Below are 17,959 nucleotides of genomic sequence, written 5' to 3'. Positions count from 1 at the left end.
TTATCTACTGTCGGCTCTGCTGATCGCGAGTTCCTCATGAAAAGACAGAAGCGAGTCACCATCCGCGAGGTCGCGGCCGACACCGGGCTTGCTCTGTCCACCGTGTCCAATGCCCTGGCGGGGAAGGAATACGTCACCGAGGAGACGCGCAAGATCGTCAACGAAGCGGCCCTGCGCCTGGGCTATCGCGCCTCGGCGGTGGCGCGGGCCCTGCGGATGAACCGCAGCTTCGCGCTCGGCGTCCTGATCGCCGACGTCGCCAACCCGTCCTCGGCCGATTTCGTCCGAGGCGTCGAGGACGTGGCGATCGAGGAGAAATGCTCGATCTTCCTGTGCAACACCGATGGGGACGAGGAGCGCCAGCTCTGGCACATGCGCACGCTCCTGGACCGGCAGGTCGACGGCATGGTGCTGATCTCGCAGCACTGCTCCTCTCCGGCCGTCCGACAGGTGCTGGACAAGGGCACGCCCTTCGTGCTGGTGCAGCGCCGCAGCGAGGACCATGCGGACGACTATGTCGGCTCCGACAATGTCAGCGGCATCGCCGAGGCGCTGCGCCACCTGCACGAGCTCGGCCACCGCCGGATCGGGTTCGTCCGCGGTCCGGCCGATTCCAGCTCGGCCAGGGAGCGGCTCGAGACCTATCGGGGCGAGGCGCGAGCCCTCGGCCTCGATCGGGACCCCGGCCTGGTTTTCGCCGGCGACTACACCTTCGCAACGGGCCTGGACGCCGGCCGGTATTTCCTCGGCATGGAGCGCCCGCCCACCGCCGTGCTCGGCGGCAGCGACATGAACAGCCTGGGGATCATCGAGGCGGCTTCCGCGCTGAAGTGCAAGGTGCCGCGCGACCTTTCCGTCATCGGCCTCGACGACATCACGCTCGCCGGGCTCAAGCAGATCAACCTGACCACGATCCATCTGCGCAAGCGCGAGATGGGCACCGCCGCGGCCAGGATGCTGATGAACCGGATCCGCGGCGGAGCCGGCGCCCCGTCCGCGGAGATCTTTCCGACCAACCTCGTCGTCCGGGGCACCACCCGCCCGCCGCGCACGCCCTGACGGCGCTTCCGCCGATGGAGCGGCCGCCACTTTCACCATGACCTTCGCCGCGATGCGCTTGACATCGGGATTTTAGTTCGATACGCATATAAAAACGTTTTCAGAAACGTTTTTAATAACAGAATTATCCAGGTGCGCCCGAAGGCGACCGACGCGAGCGATGGCATCGCTGCCGGCCGCGGCGCGAAGGCCGAAGAACGGTCGGCGGGGCGCAGTGCCGGCGCACCCGCGTCAGCAACGATCCAGCACGGGAAACCCCAGCCATGAAGCTCGCCCATCAGACCGCCACGATCGCCCTTGCCGCGTGCCTCGTTGCCGCCGGCGCGGCGGCGCCCGCCCACGCCTTCACGGCCTGCCAGGTCACCGACACCGCGGGCATCAACGATCGCGGCTTCAACGAGACGTCGTGGAAGGGGATCCGGGACGCCCGGGACAAGCTCGGCATCGCCGGCCGCTACCTCGAATCGGTATCGGAGACGGATTACGAGCCGAACATCAACGCCCTCGTCCAGCAGAAATGCGACCTGATCGTCACCGTCGGCTTCAAGCTGGGCGAGGCCACCGCCAAGATCGCCGCCGCCAATCCGGCCGCGAAGTTCTCGATCGTCGACTTCTCCTACGACCCCGTCATCCCGAATGTCCTCGGCGAGGTCTTCGCCGCGGACCAGGCGGCCTTCCTGGCCGGCTATCTCGCGGCGGGGATGAGCAAGTCGGGGGTCATCGGCACCTTCGGCGGCATGAACATTCCGCCCATTGTGCTGTTCATGGACGGCTTCGCGCGCGGCGCGGCCTATTACAACGCCAGGAAGGGAGCGAAGGTCAGGGTGCTGGGCTGGGACGTCGGGACGAGGGAAGGGCTGTTCACCAACAATTTCAAGTCGCTCGACGACGGGCGCTCCTTCGCGCAGAACCTCTATGACGAAGGGGCGGACATCGTCATGCCCGTGGCGGGCGCGGTGGGCCTCGGGTCGGCGGCGCTTGCCGACGAGCTCGGCGGCGACAAGCTGAAGATCATCGGTGTCGACGCCGACAATGCCCTGACGAATCCCGAGAAGGGCCATGTCTATCTCACCTCGGTGATGAAGCGCATGGACGTGACCGTCTTCGACGCGGTCAAGGCGAGCCTCGACGGCTCCTTCTCCGGCGGCAAGGTGCTCGGCACCCTCGAGAACGGCGGGGTCGGGCTCGCCCCGTTCCACGCCTTCGACGATGCGGTTCCGGCCGCGCTGAAGGCCGAGCTCGCGGCCCTCCAGGCCGACATCGTCAGCGGCGCGGTGTCGGTCCGCTGAACCGGCGGCGATCTCCGACCCCGGACGCCGCCCCCCGCCATGCCCGGCTGGGCGCGGCGGGGACAGGACGATGTGGAAGCGGACATGCAAATCGAGCTGCGCGGCATCACCAAGCGTTTCGGAGCGGTCGCCGCCGTCTCCGACGTCGACCTGACGATCCGGCCCGGCGAAGTGCTGGCTCTGCTCGGCGAGAACGGCGCCGGCAAGAGCACGCTGATGAACGTGCTGAGCGGCCTCTACCGCCCGGACGAAGGCAGCATCCTCCTCGACGGCAAGGCGGTGCAGTTCGCCGGCGCCGGCGACGCCATCCGGGCCGGCATCGGCATGGTGCACCAGCATTTCATGCTGGTGCCGGTCTTCACGGTGGCGGAGAACGTCGTCCTCGGCGTCGAGCCGACGGCGGCCCTGGACCGGCTCGACCTCGACGCCGCCCGCCGCCAGGTGCGCTCGATCAGCGCCCGGTACGGCCTCGATGTCGATCCCGACGCGACGATCGAGGGCATGCCGGTCGGCCTGCAGCAGCGGGTCGAGATCCTCAAGGTGCTCTTCCGCGCGGCCGAGGCGATCGTGTTCGACGAGCCGACCGCCGTGCTGACGCCGCAGGAGGTGACGGAATTCTTCGCCATCGTGCGCGAGCTCAGGGACGCGGGCAAGGCAATCGTCTTCATCACCCACAAGCTGCAGGAAGTGCTGGCGGTGGCGGACCGGATCAGCGTGCTGCGGGCCGGCCGGGTGGTCGGCACCTGCGACCCGAAGACCGCGACCGCCGCCGAGCTCGCCCGGCTCATGGTCGGCCGGCCGGTCCGTTTCGCCGTCGACAGGCCGCCGCTGGAGCGGGGCGCGCCGATCCTGGAGGTCGAGGACCTGCAGGTCGCCGACGAGCGCGGCGAAAGGGCCGTCGGCGGCGTGACGTTCAGCGTCCATGCCGGCGAATGCGTCGGCATCGCCGGCATCCATGGCAACGGCCAGAGCGAGCTGGTCGAGGCGCTGACCGGAATGCGGCGCGCCGTCTCGGGGCGAATCAGGCTGCAGGGCAGGGATATCACGCATGCCTCGGCCCGTGACTGCCACAGGCTCGGCATCGCCCATGTGCCGGAGGACCGGCTGCGCTCCGGTATCATCGGAACCTTCGACCTCGGCGAGAACGTGGCGCTGAACACCTATTACGAGCCGCGCCACGCCTCCGGCATCCGCCTGCGCTGGGGAGAGGTCTATCGCTCGACCGCCCGTCTCATCCGGGACTACGACGTCCGCGCCAGATCCCCCCTCAACCCCATCGGGCAATTGTCGGGGGGCAATCAGCAGAAGCTGGTGATCGGGCGGGAATTGTCGCGGGACGTCGCCCTGATCGTGGCCTCGCAGCCGACGCGCGGCGTCGATGTCGGCTCGATCGAATATATCCACGAGCGGTTCATGGAGGCGCGCAGCCGGGGACGCGGCCTGATCGTCGTCTCGACCGAGCTGGACGAGATCCTGGGCCTCGCAGACCGGATCCTGGTGATGTTCCGCGGGCGCGTCGCCGGCGAGTTCCAGGACGGGGCCGCCGATATCGGCAATATCGGCCTGGCCATGGCGGGAGCGGGCGCATGAGCACGATCGACCGGAGACAGGAGCCTGCGGATGCGCGCGGCCGGCGTGCCGCCCCGTCGCGCGACGAGGTGGAGAGCCTCGTGCTCGTGCCGCTCGTCGCCATCCTGGCTGCACTGGCGCTGGGCGCGATCGGCATGCTCGCGACCGGCGTCGACCTGCCGACGACGGGCCGGGCTCTGGCCGCCCTGGCGGCCGGGTCGGTCGGGTCAGTCGGCGCCCTCTCCGAGACGCTGACCGCCGCGGCGCCGCTGACCCTCGCCGGCCTCGGCATCGCCCTCGGCTTCCGCGCCGGCCTGTTCAACATCGGCGCGGAAGGCCAGATGCTGGTCGGCGGCATGGCCGCGGTCCTGGTCGGCTTCGCCGCCGCCGGCCTGCCGGCCTGGATCCATCTGCCCCTGGCCCTGGCGGCGGCCATGGCGGCGGGCGGCCTGTGGGGCGGAGTCGCCGGCTGGCTGCGCGCCGCCACCGGCGCGCACGAGGTCATCTCGACCATCATGCTCAACTTCGTCGCGCTGCGCCTGGTCGACTATCTCCTGCGCAGCGGCCTGTTCCGGAGCCCGGGCCGCTCCGACCCGGTGTCGCAGTCCATCGCGCCGAGCGCGGAGCTGCCGCGGCTGCTCGCCTGGCTCGACCCCAATCTGCGCGTCCATGCCGGCGTGCTCCTGGCGCTCGCCATGGTCGTCCTGATGTCCTGGCTGCTGTTCCGGACCAAGCTCGGCTTCGAGTTCCGGGCCGCCGGCGCCAGCCCGTCCGCCGCGCACTATGCCGGCATCCGCACCGGCGCCGCGATCGTCGCGGCCATGACCCTGGCGGGAGCGCTGGCCGGGCTTGCCGGCGCGAACCAGATCCTCGGCGTCCTCGGCCGGGCGACGCCGGCCTTCTCCTCCAATCTCGGCTTCACCGCCATCGCGGTGGCGCTGCTCGGGCGCAGCCACCCCGTCGGCGTCCTCCTCGCGGGCCTGCTCTTCGGCGCCCTGGAAGCCGGCGGCCGGCAGATGCAGGTGAGCGCCGGCGTCAGCGTCGACCTCGTCGCCATCATCCAGGCGCTGATCGTCGCCTTCATCGCCGCGCCGGTGATCGTGCGCACCGCCCTTGGATGGGCTTTCCCAGCCCGCCCGAGGCCGCCGGTGGCGGCCGCGCGTCACCCGATCGACAGGAACGGAGCGGTTCCATGAGGCTTCCCGTGTCGCCCGCCGGCGACGTCGCGACCAGGCCGGCTGCCGTGGCCGGGCCTCTCCCGTCGCTGCTCGGGCCGGGTCTGCTCGCCAGCGGACTGCTCACCGCCGCGGTCTTCGGTCTCGGCAGCGCCGGCCAGGGTCCGTCCGTCTTCCGGCTGTCGCGCCCGAACGATCCGCTCGGGCTGCCGGACCTCGCCGTCCCCGCCGATCTCGTCTGCTACGGCGTGGCGATCGTCCTGGCGGTCCTCGGCGCCTGGCAGATGCTGCACGGCTTTCGCAGGAGGCGCAGCCTCGTCCTCGGCGCGAGCATGGCTCTCGTGGTCGCCGCCTTCATGGTCTGGGCGACGGCGGGCAAGTCCTTCTCCCTGACCGGGCTCCTGCAGGCGAGCGTGGTGCATGCCGTGCCGATCGCGCTCGCCGGCATCGCCGGCCTGCTGTCGGAACGCGTCGCGGTGATGAACATCGCCGTCGAGGGCATGCTCCTCGCCGGCGCCTTCGCGGGCGCCCTGGTCGGCTCGCTGCTCGGCGGCCCCCTCGGCCTGGTCGCCGCCATCGCCGCCGGCGCCGCGCTCGGCCTCGTCCTCGCCGCCCTGGTCGTGGCCTGCCGGGTCGACCAGATCATCGCCGGCGTGGTCGTCAACATCTTCGTGCTCGGGGCGACGTCCTACGTCTCCAGCCAGGTGTTCTCGCAGCACCGCGCCCTCAACAATGCGCCGGTGTTCCGCGCCATCGACGTGCCGCTGCTCGGCGATCTGCCGGTCATCGGCCCGGTGCTGGTCCAGCAGACCCTCTTCGTCCACGGCACGCTGCTGATCGTCGCCGCCTCGAGCTACTATCTCTTCCGGACGCGCCACGGCCTGCGGGCCCGCTCGGTCGGCGAGCACCCCCGGGCCGCGGACACGCTCGGCATCGACGTCCATCGCACGCAATATCTGAACGTCGCGCTCGCCGGCATGGTCGCCGGCTTCGGCGGGGCGTGGTTCACGCTCGGATCGGTGGGGCGCTTCGACAGCGGCATGACCGGCGGCCTCGGCTTCATCGGCCTTGCCGCCATGATCTTCGGGCGCTGGCGGCCGCTCGGCGTGCTGTTCGCGGCCCTGATCTTCGGCTGTGCCGATTCCCTGCAGCAGAAGCTCGCGATCCTGAAGACGCCCATCCCCTCGGAGTTCCTGGCCATGGCGCCCTATCTCGCCACCATCGTCCTGGTCGCGGGCCTGGTCGGGAGGGCCCGGCCGCCCGCCGCCATCGGCAAGTCCTATCGCAGGCAATGATGCACGCGGCGGCCGCCGACTGGAGCTCCGGGGATGGCCTTGGCATATAGGCCAACATTCAATAAAAACGTTTCTCAAAAACGTTTTTATATGCCATTATCTGGCTCCGACAAGGAACGCTCGGTATGTCCGCGGTCGGCAACGGCTCCCGGGCAGCCGACGGCGCGGCCGGCATCCCGATGCCGCCGCACAGGCAAGAAAACCACAGAGGAGAACACCATGACATCATCATCGACCCCGCGCCGCGCGCTTCTGGCGACGCTCGCCGCGGCGGCCCTGGCCGCCGGCTCCGGCGCGAGCGCCGTGGCGCAGGATGCACCCAAGATCGCCTTTTCCTCGACCGAGCTTTCCAATCCCTACACGGTGATCTTCAGCCAGCTCATCCAGGACTGGGCGAAGAAGGGCCATTTCAACATGCTGCCCACCGTCGACAGCAAGAGCGACCCGGCCCAGCAGATCACCGACTTCACCACGCTGCTCGGCGCGGGCGTCAAGGGCATCCTGGTCGTCGCGGTCGACGGCAAGGCGGTCAAGGTGGCGCTCGACCGGGCACAGGCCAAGGGCGTGCCGGTCGTCGCCGTCGACACCGGGCCGAGCAAGGGCGGCGGCAAGGTGGCGATCACGGTCACCACCTCCTCGGTGACGCTCGGCGAGCGCTCCTGCGCCTATCTCGGCGAGGCGCTGAAGGGCAAGGGCCGGGTGCTGGAGATCCAGGGCCGGCTGAACAGCCAGGTCGGCCTCGACCGCTCGACCGGCTTCCAGGCCTGCATGAAGGACAAATATCCCGGCATCAAGGTGGTGTCGAAGCCCGGCGAGTGGGTCCAGGAGACGGCGACCAATGCAGCCCAGACCGTGCTCAGCACCGATCCCGACGTCAACGCGATCTACCTCGCCAGCGACTCGGCCTATCTGCCCGGCGTCCTCAGCGTCCTGAAGCGGCTCGGCAAGCTCAAGCCGGTGGGAGAGGAAGGCCATATCGCCGTGGTGGGCATCGACGGCTCGCCCTTTGCGCTGGAGCAGGTGCGCGCCGGCACCGTCGACGCGGTGATCTCCCAGCCAATGGTGGGCTATGCACGCTACGGCCTGCAATACCTGAAGGAAGCGATGGAGGGAAAGACCTTCGCGCCCGGCAGGACGGACCACGATTCGCAGATCGTCGTGGACGCCAGCGGCAATCTGGCCGACGTTCTCAACCCCGAGACGGTGACCAAGGCCAATGCCGGCGATCCCGGCCTGTGGGGCAACCAGAAGGTGACGAACTAGGGCATGACCGCGATCGTGACCCGTGAGCTCCCGGCGGCGCAGCCGGGAGCCGACATCGTCGAGGTGCGGGCCGTCTCCAAGTCCTTTGGACCGACCCGTGCCCTGGTCAACGTCTCCATGACCATCGCCGAGGGCGAGGTCCGCGCGCTGCTGGGCCGCAACGGCGCCGGCAAGTCGACGCTCATCTCGCTGCTCACCGGCCTTCAGACGCCGGACGAGGGCGAGGTGCGGGTGATGGGCGTGCCTGCGACGGCCGCGACCGGCGTCGCCTGCGTCTATCAGCATTCACGGCTGGTGCCGGCGCTGACGGTCGCCGAGAACATCATGATGGGGCACTATCCCAGGCGGTTCGGCGCCATCGCCTGGCGCCGGGTCGCTGCCGAAGCCGAGGAGCGCCTCGCACCCTGGGAATTGTCCTCCATCGCCGCGCGGCCGGTGGAGAGCCTCGATCCCGTCCAGACCAAGGTGGTGGAGATCTGCCGGGCCCTGTCCCGCAACCCGCGAGTCCTCCTCCTCGACGAGCCGACGGCCGGGCTCGACCGCCGCGACGCCGAACGCCTGTTCGGCTTCATCGACCGGCTGAAGGAGCGTGGCGTGACGCTGGTCTTCGTCTCGCATCACCTGGACGAGGTCTACCGGGTCTGCGCCTCCGCCACCGTCCTGCGCGACGCCCGCCACATCGTGACGGCGCCGCTCGGCGACCTGCCGAAGCAGGCGCTGATCCATGCCATGGTGGGAGAGCATGCGCCTCCGGGCGAGGCGAGGGGCGCCTGCGCCGGCGCGGAGCGGGCCGACGGCGGCCCCGGGACGTCGCCCGGCCTGTCCGTGCGCGGCCTGTCGGTGCCGGGCGTCCTGGAGGACGTCGCCTTCGACGTCGGCCGGGGCGAATGCGTCGGCATCGCCGGCCTCGAAGGCTCGGGCAAGGGGGCGATCGGCGCGGTGATCGCCGGGCTTCTCGCGCCGTCGTCCGGCTCGGTCGAGGTCTCCGGCCGCCGCTACAGGCTCGGCGACGTGCGCTCCGCCATCCGCGCCGGCGTCGGCTACGTTCCGCAGAACCGCAACATCCAGGGCATGGTCAAGCTGCTCTCCGTCAGCGAGAACGCCACGATGACGGCGACCCGCAGGCTGGCCCGGCCATTGATCCCGGGCCTGCTCGGCATCCTCCTCAAGCGCGATCGCGACGCGGTCTACCGGCGGCTCGCGCGGCAATGGCAGATCGTCGCCAGCTCGCCGGACCAGCCGATCGGCGAGCTCAGCGGCGGCAACCAGCAGAAATGCGTCATGGCACGCGGCATTGCCAGCGACCCGGACGTGCTGGTGCTGCAGAACCCGACCGCCGGCATCGACATCGCTGCCAAGGCATCGATCACCCAGTCGATGGCGGCCATCCTCAGGCGCGGCGCCAGCATCCTGGTCATCTCCGAGGACGCGGACGACTTCGCCCTGTGCTCGCGCATCCTCGTCGTCAACAAGGGCCGGCTCGCGGCCGAGCTCTCCTCGTCCTGGACCGAACGCGATCTCGTTTCAGCCATGCAAGGCGCGCAGTGATGAACCAACCGCTGAAATCGACCGCGGCCGTCGCCGCGCCCGCCGCCGAAGCGTCCGGACGCACGCTCGGCCTGTCCTCGCTGCGCGAGCTGGTGCTGCTGCCGGTCATCCTGCTGATGCTGGCGGCCGGCAGCCAGCTCAATCCGGCCTTCCTCACGTGGGACAACATCCTGATCAACGTGCTCGCCGCCTCGGCCGTGCTGGCCATCCTGGTCGTCGCCGAGTCGCTCCTGATCATCGCCGGCAAGTTCGACCTGTCGCTCCAGTCGATCGTGTCGCTGGCGCCGATGGTCTCGGCCTATCTCGTCGTGCCGGCCGATGCCGGCGGGTCGGGGCTGGAGCTCAATGCCTTCTGCGGCCTCCTCGTGCTGTTCGCGGTGGGTGGCGGCGTCGGGCTGTTCAACGGCTTCCTGGTGGCCAGGCTCAAGCTCAACGCCTTCATCGTCACGCTCGCCATGCTGATCCTGCTTCAGGGCCTGACCCTCGGCATCTCGAGCGGCAGGACCATCACCAGCCTGCCCGACAGCTACAATTTCATCGGCAACACCGCTCTGGCCGGCGTGCCGCTGGAGGTGTGGATCGCGGCCGCCGTCGTCGTGGGGGCGGCCCTGTTCATGCGCTTCCATGTCGTCGGCCGCGAGATCTACGCCATCGGCGGCAATGTCGAGGCGGCGCGGGCCGCGGGCGTCAAGGTCGACCGCGTCATCTTCGGCCTGTTTGTCGTCGCGGGCCTGCTGGCCGCGCTGGCCGGCCTGATGCTGACCTCGCGCATCGCGTCCGTGACCGCGAGCCAGGGCAGCAACATCATCTTCACGGTGTTCGCCGCCTCGGTGATCGGTGGGATCGACCTCAACGGCGGCCGCGGCCGGATCGTCGGAGCCGCGACCGGCGTGCTGCTGCTGGGCGTCATCCAGAACATCCTCCTTCTGGCGGAAGTCCCCTCGTTCTGGGTGACGGCGATCTATGGCGCCGTCATCCTGATGTCGATGATGCTGGGGACGCTCGCCGGATCGCTGCAGAAGGGTTTCGGCCTCGTCAGAGGCCTGCGCACTGCCGGCCGGAGCCGGGAAGGACGGAGCCAATGAACGATCGTCGTCGCGTCGAGGACCAGATCCGGGGACACGGCATCCGGAGGGAGGAGGTCGCGGACGAAGCGACGCTGGGCCTGGCGGTGAGCTGGCTCGGCACCGCCGAGCGGCTGCGTGCCGCCGTCGAAACCCTGGTCGATCCCTCGGTCGGACCGGTCACGGCGTACACGCACAGGCCCGAGCGGACCGGACACTGAGAGGCGGCCATGGCTCCTTCGAAAACCACTCCCGGCGACGTGCTGGACGGCAGCATCCTCGAGGCCGCCCATGCCCTGCGCCAGCGCCTCGTCTCGGTTCCCGAGCTCGTCTCCGCCTCCCTCGACCGGATCGCGGCGACCGCGCCGCTCAACGCCTATGTCGCGGTCTTCGCGGAACGGGCGCTCGAGGTGGCCCGGGCCCAGCAGGCGCTGCTCGACGCCGGCTACGACCTCGGACCCCTCCAGGGCATCCCGATCGCGCTCAAGGACAATATCGACATGGCGGGCGAGCGCACCACCGCCGGCAGCGCCATCCTGCGCGACAACGTCGCCCCGGCCGATGCCAGCCTGACGGCGGCCTTGAAGCGGGCGGGAGCGATCATCGTCGGCAAGAACAACATGCACGAATTCGCCTGGGGCGGGACGACGATCAACCCGCACTACGGCACCGCGGTCAACGCCTGGGGCGAGCGGCGGACCCCGTCGGGCTCGAGCGGCGGATCGGGCATTGCAGTGGCGACACGCAGCGTGTTCGCCTCGATCGGCACCGATACCGGCGGTTCGATCCGCATTCCCGCGTCGGTCAGCGGCGTCAGCGGCATCCGCCCGTCGATCGGCCGCGTCAGCAATGCGGGCGTCCACCCGCTCGCCTGGACGCTGGACACCTCGGGTCCGCTGGCCAAGTCGGCCGAGGACTGCGCCCTCGTCCTGCGGATCATCGCCGGCAACGACGTGAGGGACCTGCAGACCTCCACGGCCCGGGTTCCCGACTATCTGGCCGAGTTGTATCGGCCGCTGGCGGGCCTGCGCGTCGGCTGGATCGACGACTACTCCGTCTCCAATGTCCAGCCGGCCGTGCGGGAGGCCTTCAAGGCCGCGCTCGCGACCTATGCTTCGCTCGGGGCCACGGTCCTGCCGATCCGCATCCCCGATCTCGACGCGGTGGTCGATGCGGTGGTGGTCATCGATGCGGCCGAGCCGAGCGCCATCCACGCCCGCTGGCTTCGCGACAGGGGCGGGGACTACGGCGCCGACGTGCGCGCCCAGCTCGAGGCGGGCTTCGCCTTCAGCGCAGTGGACTATGTCCAGGCGCAGCGATACCGGGCGCATCTGCGCCAGCGGTTCGCCGAGGCCTTCCTCGAGGTCGACGCCATCCTCACGCCGACCCTGCCCTATACCGCGCCGCGCATCGGCCAGGGCTTCGTCGAGATCGACGGCCACGACCGCGATGTGCTGACCACCAACATGCAGTTCACGTCGCTCGCCAGCGCCACGGGCGTGCCGGGCCTGAACGTGCCGATCGGCTTCGATCACGAGGACATGCCGATCGGCCTGCAGATCCTGACGCCCGAGCTGCAGGAGGGCCGCGCCCTTCGCCTCGGCCATCAGCTGCAGGCCGTGACCGGCTTTCATCGCCGCAAGCCGGGGGCTGCGGCATAGCGGCGACGGTCGGCCCCGGCTCAGGCCGGGTCCGCCCAGAGAGCGCGGGCGATCGCCGCCAGCTGCCGCGATTCCGCCCATCGGTCCGAGAGCTCGCCGCCATCGGCCCCGCTCAGGGCATAGGGGCGCGGACCGAGCTCGCACAGGAAGGGCAGCGCCGCGTCCGTGCCGGCGCGGGCGCGCCAGCTCTGCATGCCCCAGCGCCACCAGTCCCGGTATTGCGCCAGCCAGGGCGCATGCTGGGCGAAGCCGAACGGCACCTGCACCTGGCTGGCAGTGGAGACGCGGCCGTGCAGGGCGAAGGAGCGGTCGAGCACCGCCCGGATCTGCGCCTCGATCTCGGCGGGCACGGGCAGCGGCACCTCGCGCGCCACCACCAGGTGCGACAGGTCGGCCGTGAGCCGCAGGGCCGGCAGAGAATCCAGGAGATCGAGCAGGACCAGCAGGTCGTTGGTGAGCTTGTTGCGGTGGGTCTCGATGTTGACGGGGTAGGCCACCTGCTCGGCCAGGCGCTGCCAGCCTTCGAGGATGGCGACCGCCTCGCGCTGCGACCGCGGGCGGACGTCCGGCTGGATGTTGAGATGATGCAGGCCGTGCGCCGCGCCGAGCTCGAGCACGGGCTTCAGGCCGTCGACGTCCCGCGGAAAGGCGACGCCCTCGACGACGAGGCCGTGGCCGCGGGCGAGCGCGGCGACCCGGGCGGCGGCGTCCGGCTCGGTCCAGGCGGCGCCGATGCCGTCGAAGCCGGCCTCGGCGATCAGGCGGACATTCTCCTCCAGGCTGCGCTCGCGGCCGGGTTGCAGGTCCTCCATCGACCAGAGGGACTGGAGCACGAGCAGCTTCTGCATGGGGCGTTCCATTGTCGGGATCGGACGGGGTGCGGCGCGCTGCGCCGCCGCCGCGGGACCGGAGCCGGCCTCGGCCGGCTCCGGCAGGGCAGGGGCTCAGAGCCGGGCGGCGACCGACTTGGTCTCGGTGTAGAGCTCGAGCGCATCCTTGCCGAGCTCGCGGCCCCAGCCGGACTGCTTGAAGCCGCCGAAGGGCCATGAGGGCTCGGCATAGTTGTGGCAGTTGATGCCGATGCCGCCGGCCTTCATCTTGCGGGCCATCAGGTGGGCCACCCGCAGGTCCCGGGTCCAGACGCTGGCGCGCAGGCCGTAGATCGTGTCGTTGGCGAAGCGGGCGATGGCGTCGAGATCCTCGTCGTCATAGGACTGGACGCAGACCACGGGTCCGAAGATCTCCTCCCGCACCACCGTCATGGTGCGGTCGGTGCGGGCGAGCACCGTCGGCTCGATGAAATAGCCGCGATGGCCCACGGCCCGGCCGCCGGTGACGACCTCAGCGCCCTCGCTGCGACCGGATTCGAGATAGCCGGCGACGCGCTGGTGCTGCCTGCGCGACACCAGCGGGCCGAGGGTGACGCGCGGGTCGAGGCCGTGGCCGAGCGTGAGCCTGCCGGCAGCGCCGGCGACGCCGTCGATCACCCGGTCGTAGATCGACTTGTGCGCGAAGAGGCGCGAGCCGGCGGTGCAGGTCTGGCCCTGGTTGTAGAAGATGGCGTCGGCCGCGCCCGCAATGGCGTGGTCGAGGTCGGCATCGGGGAAGATGATGGCCGGCGACTTGCCGCCGAGCTCCAGCGAGACCCGTTTCAGGTTGCCGATGGCGGCCTGGACGATGCGCTTGCCGATGGCGGTCGAGCCGGTGAAGGCGATCTTGTCGACGTCCGGGTGCGCGGCGAGCGCCGCGCCGGCGCGTTCGCCGAGGCCGGTGACCACGTTGAACACGCCGGGTGGCACGCCGGCTTCCAGCGCGAGCTCGCCCAGGCGCAGCGCCGTGAGGGACGTCTGCTCCGCCGGCTTGAGCACGATGGTGCAGCCCGCCGCGAGGGCTGGGGCGACCTTCCAGGAGGCCATGATCAGCGGATAGTTCCAGGGAATGATCTGCCCGACCACGCCGACCGGCTCGCGCAGCGTATAGGCGTGGAAGTCGCCGGCGCTCGACACCGGGATCGTCTCGCCGGTGAGGCGCGTCGGCGCGCCCGAGAAATAGCGGAAGACGCTGATCGCGTCGGGGATGTCGTCGGTCCTGGCCTTGCTCAGCGGCTTGCCGACGTCGAGCGCCTCGAGTTCCGCCAGCTCCTCGGCGTGCCGCTCCAGAAGGTCGGCGAGGCGCCAGAGCAGCCGCGAACGATCGGCGGCGCTGGTCCGCGGCCAGGGGCCGGATTCGAAGGCGCGGCGGGCCGCGGCGACGGCGCGGTCGATGTCGGCCTCGTCACCGCCCTGGATGGTGGCGATGATCTCCTCCGTCGCCGGATCCTCGACATCGATCGTCGCGCCGTTGCGCGCCTCGGCCCATTGGCCGTCGATCAGGAGCTTGTGCGGCCGGGCGAGGAAGGCGGCTGCCGCCGCCCCGAGCTCGGGCCTGGTCACGTCGATCTTCATGGTGCCTCCCAGATGTTGCGCCGCGGCCGGCCCCGGGGGCGGGCACGCGGCAGGGTGCCGTGGGCCGGAGCGCCCGCCCTGGCCCATGAGCCTTGCTTGGACTTCGATGCGGACGGCCGCCGGACGGGCGGCGCGGCAGGGGCTTGCGCGCCCCCGACGCTCTCGTGTTCCGGGTTGGTTCAAGGCTTTGTGTTGTGCTTCCGACACAATGGTCGGGAGCAAAGCGTCGGAAGCACAACACTAGCGGACCACCGGCTCGTGCCAGACCGGGTCGTTGTCGGCGTTGATGGCGAGGTGGACGAAGGCCTGGTTGGCCGCGGCGCCATGCCAATGGCGTTCGTTGGGCTGGATCAGCACGGTGTCGCCCGGCATCAGCATGACGATCTCCTCGCCCTCGCGCTGGAACTCGCCGACACCGAGGATGCAGTGCAGCACCTGGCCATTGGGATGGGTGTGCCAGACCGTGCGGGAATTCGGCGCGAACAGGACCCGGTTGACGACCAGCAGTCCCGGCTTCTCGGCAATCGCCAGCGTGTTGATCGTCACGTCGCCGGAATAGATCTCGGACGGCCCCTTCCGGGACGCCACGGCATCGGCCGTGAAGACGTTGGTTGCAGGCTTCAGGTTGGTGTCGGGCATCGACTGTCCTCTTCGCTGGTGCGAGGGCGCACGTGCCCTGCTCGCGAACGCCCAGGGGGCGTCGAGTCATGGCCGGAGTGAAGTGGGGGTATCTCCCTCGCCGCGGCATATAAAAACGTTTCTATAAGGCGTGCAAGCAAATTTTGTGGCGGGTCAGCCGAAATCGCCTCGGGCCCGCGGGGCGCAATGCGTCGTCTGCGGGATGCACCGACCGCGACTGTCGGCTTTCGGCGCCCGAGGCGTTGACAGCGTCCGGGAAGTTCCATAGCGTCTCTATAGAAACGTTTTTATTGCGCAGATCGACGGGCCTGGGCCGGATCGGGTGCAGCTTTGGGATGGGATGCCCGACATGCCGGCGCTCACGTCGAAACGGATCACGCTCGCCGAGGCCGCAGGGCTCGTTCCCGACGGGACGCGCCTGGCGCTGGGGGGCTTTGCCGTCTACCAGAAGCCGATGGCGTTCGTGCGCGAACTGGTGCGCCAGCGGCGGCGCGAGCTGACGGTGGTCGGCTCGGCACATTCCTGCGACGTCGACATGCTGGCCGGCGCCGGCTGCCTGGCACGCGTCGAGACCTCCTATGTCGGGCTGGAGAAGCACGGGCTGGCGCGCAATTTCCGCCGGGCCGCCGAGGCGGGAGCGCTCGAGGTGGTGGACTATCCCGAGCTCGTCAGCCTCGACCGCTTCCGCGCCGACCAGGAGGGCCTGGCCTTCTGGCCGGTGCCGTTCCTGGGCGGCAACGACGTGGTGACGTACAACCCCGACATCCGGCCGATGGCCTGCCCGATCACCGGCCGGCCGATGCATGCCGTGCCGGCCGCCGGCGCCAAGGTCGCGGTGATCCATGCGGTCGCCGCCGACGAGCAGGGCAACGTGGTCATCCCGGCCCGGCGGCTCTTTCCGCAGAGCGCCGACATCCAGGTCGCCCGCAGCTGCGACGTGGTGATCGTCACGGCCGAGAAGATCGTGTCCAGGGCCTTCATCCGCCGGCACGCGCGCCTGGTGGAGATCCCCTCCTATCGCACGACGGCGATCGTCGAGGTGCCGTTCGGCGCGCATCCGACGCCGACGCTCGGCCGCTATCTCGCCGACGAGCGGCATATGGACGACTACGTGGCGGCCTCGGGCGATGCCGGCGCCTTCGCGGCCTATCTCGATACCTTCGTGCATGCCCCGCGCGACCACTATGCCTATCTCGACCTCTTCGGGGCCGAGCGGCTCGCCGCCCTCCAGGATCTGGATTCCCTGCTATGACCGACAGGCCTGCAACCCTGCACGAACGCCTCGCCGTGCTGCTGGCGCGCGATTTCGCCGATGCGGAGGTGGGGTTCACCGGCCTCCTCACCGGCTCGGCGGCGGCGGTCTTCGGCACCGCCATCCCGCTCGTCGCCATGGAGCTGGCGCGGCGCACGCATGCGCCCAACCTGACCATCCTGCTGGCCGGCTGCTATCACAATCCCGATCTGCGCGATCTCGAGGCGCTGCCGGATTCGGAGCACAGCGCCGAGCTGCGCGATCTGCCGGCGGAGGCGCAGATGCTCGGCTATCCCGGGCCCTGGGTGCTCAAGCGCGGCGACGTCTCCTTCGGCTTCAGCAGCGCGGTGCAGGTCGACCGCGAGGGCAACATCAACAGCGTCTGCGTCGGGCCCTACCGCAAGCCCAGGGTGCGGCTGGTCGGACCGATCCTGCAGCCCGAGCACATGACCCTGTTCGGGCGCGAATACGTGATGATGCCCTCGCACGAGGCCCGCAACTTCGTCGAGCGTGTCGACTATGTCTCCGGCGTCGGCTATCCCGGCGGCATCGAGGGCCGGCGCCGGCTCGGCATCGAGCGCGGTGGGCCGGAGCTCGTGCTCACGCCGCGATGCGTGTTCGACTTCGACAAGGCCGGCGGCCGCATGACGGTGCGCTCGATCCATCCTGGCGTCACGCCGGCCGAGCTGCAGGCTGCGACCGGCTTCGACCTCGGCGACCTCTCCGGCGTGCCGGTGACGCCGGAGCCGACGGCGGAGGAGCTCCGGCTCATCCGCGCCGAGATCGATCCGCGCCGGATCCTGCTCGCCGCGTGACGCTGCGGGAGGCCGGGCCGGTGACGTCGTTCGCCCGGTCACCGGCCGCGGCCGAGCCTCAGCCCGTGACCGCGCCCGCGGTGAGGCCGCGCACGAAGTAGCGGCCGACGCAGGCGAACAGCAGCACGGCCGGCAGCGTGGTCAGGGAGGCGCCGGCCATCAGCAGGCCCCAGTTGATGGTGTAGGAGCCCATGATGGCGTTCAGGCCCATCGGCAGGGTCTTGAGGCTGTCGTTGACGATGAGCTGGGAGGCGAAGGCGAACTCCGTCCAGGAATAGACGAAGGCGTAGAGCAGGATCGTCCCGAGCCCCGGGGCGAGCAGCGGCAGGTGGACCTTCCACAGGATGGTGAGGGGGCCGGCGCCGTCGACGGCCGCCGCCTCGTCCAGAGCCCGCGGGATCGCGTCGAAGAAGCCCCGCAGCAGCCAGACGCAGAAGGGCGAGGCGAAGGCGACATTGACGATCACCAGGCCGGCCAGCGTGTTGACGAGGCGCATCGACGCCAGCAGCGAGTAGATCGGCACCAGCAGGAGCGTCGTCGGCGCCAGGTAGATCAGCAGCATGGCGCGGCTCAGCCAGGTCGAGCCCGCAACCTTGAGCCTGTACATCGCATAGCCCGCGGCGATGGTGATGCAGGCGGTGGCCGCCATGGTGCAGAGCGCCACGATCAGGCTGTTGAGGAGATAGGTCGGGTAATTCGTGTTGGAGAGCAGCTCGTCGTAATTGCCGAGATGGATGCGTGCCGGCCACAGCGACGGCACGCGCTGGATGATCTCGTGGTTGTCCTTGAACGAGGCTGCGACGATCCAGTAGATCGGGCCGACGACGACCGCGACGAGCACCAGCCAGACCAGCCAGCGCGAGAGGTGATGGGACAGCGTCATCGG

16 protein-coding genes and 1 pseudogene are annotated in these 17,959 nt (G+C 70.0%); 13 read left to right on the top strand and 4 right to left on the bottom strand.

Translation table 11 applies throughout. The annotated features are described in order from the left end of the window. The first annotated feature begins 36 nt into the window (after positions 1–36). From QO011_RS41595 to QO011_RS41550, 11 genes and pseudogenes are all read left to right on the top strand, one after another. Positions 37–1,059 carry a LacI family DNA-binding transcriptional regulator gene (locus QO011_RS41595; RefSeq protein WP_307286398.1) on the top strand — a complete coding sequence of 341 codons (1,023 nt, stop codon included), beginning with the start codon at positions 37–39 and terminating at the stop codon, positions 1,057–1,059. 263 nt (positions 1,060–1,322) lie between these two features. Continuing rightward, positions 1,323–2,348 carry a BMP family ABC transporter substrate-binding protein gene (locus tag QO011_RS41590; RefSeq protein ID WP_307286395.1) on the top strand — a complete coding sequence of 342 codons (1,026 nt, stop codon included), beginning with the start codon at positions 1,323–1,325 and terminating at the stop codon, positions 2,346–2,348. 123 nt (positions 2,349–2,471) lie between these two features. Beyond that, positions 2,472–2,924, top strand: a pseudogene (locus QO011_RS42645) (ATP-binding cassette domain-containing protein); the annotation flags it as partial. A gap of 210 nt (positions 2,925–3,134) precedes the next feature. Continuing rightward, complete coding sequence (locus tag QO011_RS42640) at positions 3,135–3,938, top strand: ATP-binding cassette domain-containing protein (RefSeq protein WP_442358314.1); 804 nt, start codon at positions 3,135–3,137, stop codon at positions 3,936–3,938. Then, on the top strand, positions 3,935–5,113 hold the full coding sequence (locus QO011_RS41580; protein ID WP_307286388.1) for an ABC transporter permease: 1,179 nt from the start codon (positions 3,935–3,937) through the stop codon (positions 5,111–5,113). The genes QO011_RS42640 and QO011_RS41580 overlap by 4 nt, the downstream gene beginning before the upstream one ends. Further along, a complete protein-coding gene (locus QO011_RS41575) occupies positions 5,110–6,387 on the top strand; it encodes an ABC transporter permease (RefSeq protein ID WP_307286385.1) in 1,278 nt (425 codons plus the stop codon). The genes QO011_RS41580 and QO011_RS41575 overlap by 4 nt, the downstream gene beginning before the upstream one ends. Before the next feature lie 219 nt (positions 6,388–6,606). Continuing rightward, positions 6,607–7,650 (top strand): sugar ABC transporter substrate-binding protein, encoded by a 1,044-nt coding sequence (locus tag QO011_RS41570; RefSeq protein ID WP_307286381.1) that lies wholly within the window; start codon positions 6,607–6,609, stop codon positions 7,648–7,650. A 3-nt stretch (positions 7,651–7,653) separates the two neighbouring features. Beyond that, entirely contained in the window at positions 7,654–9,198 is a 1,545-nt protein-coding gene (locus QO011_RS41565) for a sugar ABC transporter ATP-binding protein (protein ID WP_307286379.1), read from the top strand. Then, positions 9,198–10,283, top strand: coding sequence for an ABC transporter permease (locus QO011_RS41560; protein WP_307286376.1), 1,086 nt, complete (start codon positions 9,198–9,200; stop codon positions 10,281–10,283). The genes QO011_RS41565 and QO011_RS41560 overlap by 1 nt, the downstream gene beginning before the upstream one ends. Continuing rightward, entirely contained in the window at positions 10,280–10,483 is a 204-nt protein-coding gene (locus QO011_RS41555; protein WP_307286373.1) for a hypothetical protein, read from the top strand. Before QO011_RS41560 ends, QO011_RS41555 begins: the two co-directional genes overlap by 4 nt. A 9-nt stretch (positions 10,484–10,492) precedes the next feature. Further along, on the top strand, positions 10,493–11,923 hold the full coding sequence (locus QO011_RS41550; protein ID WP_307286370.1) for an amidase: 1,431 nt from the start codon (positions 10,493–10,495) through the stop codon (positions 11,921–11,923). Between the two features lie 20 nt (positions 11,924–11,943). On the opposite strand, the gene QO011_RS41545 is transcribed toward QO011_RS41550, so the two are convergent. The 3 genes from QO011_RS41545 to QO011_RS41535 form a co-directional block, all read right to left on the bottom strand. Next, a complete protein-coding gene (locus QO011_RS41545) occupies positions 11,944–12,771 on the bottom strand; it encodes an IolE/MocC family protein (RefSeq protein WP_307286368.1) in 828 nt (275 codons plus the stop codon). Positions 12,772–12,867: 96 nt separating this feature from the next. After that, positions 12,868–14,367 carry an aldehyde dehydrogenase family protein gene (locus tag QO011_RS41540; RefSeq protein WP_307286366.1) on the bottom strand — a complete coding sequence of 500 codons (1,500 nt, stop codon included), beginning with the start codon at positions 14,365–14,367 and terminating at the stop codon, positions 12,868–12,870. 240 nt (positions 14,368–14,607) lie between these two features. Further along, entirely contained in the window at positions 14,608–15,006 is a 399-nt protein-coding gene (locus tag QO011_RS41535; RefSeq protein WP_307286363.1) for a cupin domain-containing protein, read from the bottom strand. A gap of 349 nt (positions 15,007–15,355) precedes the next feature. Here QO011_RS41535 and QO011_RS41530 point away from each other — a divergent pair, with 349 nt between their 5' ends. Then, positions 15,356–16,258 carry a CoA transferase subunit A gene (locus tag QO011_RS41530; protein ID WP_307286361.1) on the top strand — a complete coding sequence of 301 codons (903 nt, stop codon included), beginning with the start codon at positions 15,356–15,358 and terminating at the stop codon, positions 16,256–16,258. Then, a complete protein-coding gene (locus QO011_RS41525; RefSeq protein ID WP_307286358.1) occupies positions 16,255–17,073 on the top strand; it encodes a 3-oxoadipate--succinyl-CoA transferase subunit B in 819 nt (272 codons plus the stop codon). The genes QO011_RS41530 and QO011_RS41525 overlap by 4 nt, the downstream gene beginning before the upstream one ends. A 58-nt stretch (positions 17,074–17,131) precedes the next feature. Here QO011_RS41525 and QO011_RS41520 read toward each other — a convergent pair whose 3' ends face one another. After that, entirely contained in the window at positions 17,132–17,956 is an 825-nt protein-coding gene (locus QO011_RS41520) for a carbohydrate ABC transporter permease (RefSeq protein ID WP_307286355.1), read from the bottom strand. Between the last annotated feature and the right edge of the window lie 3 nt (positions 17,957–17,959).

This window comes from Labrys wisconsinensis (genome assembly GCF_030814995.1).
Taxonomy (GTDB): domain Bacteria; phylum Pseudomonadota; class Alphaproteobacteria; order Rhizobiales; family Labraceae; genus Labrys; species Labrys wisconsinensis.
Note: the sequence above shows the minus strand (reverse complement) of the source record. Positions and strands in the feature narration are given on the sequence as shown.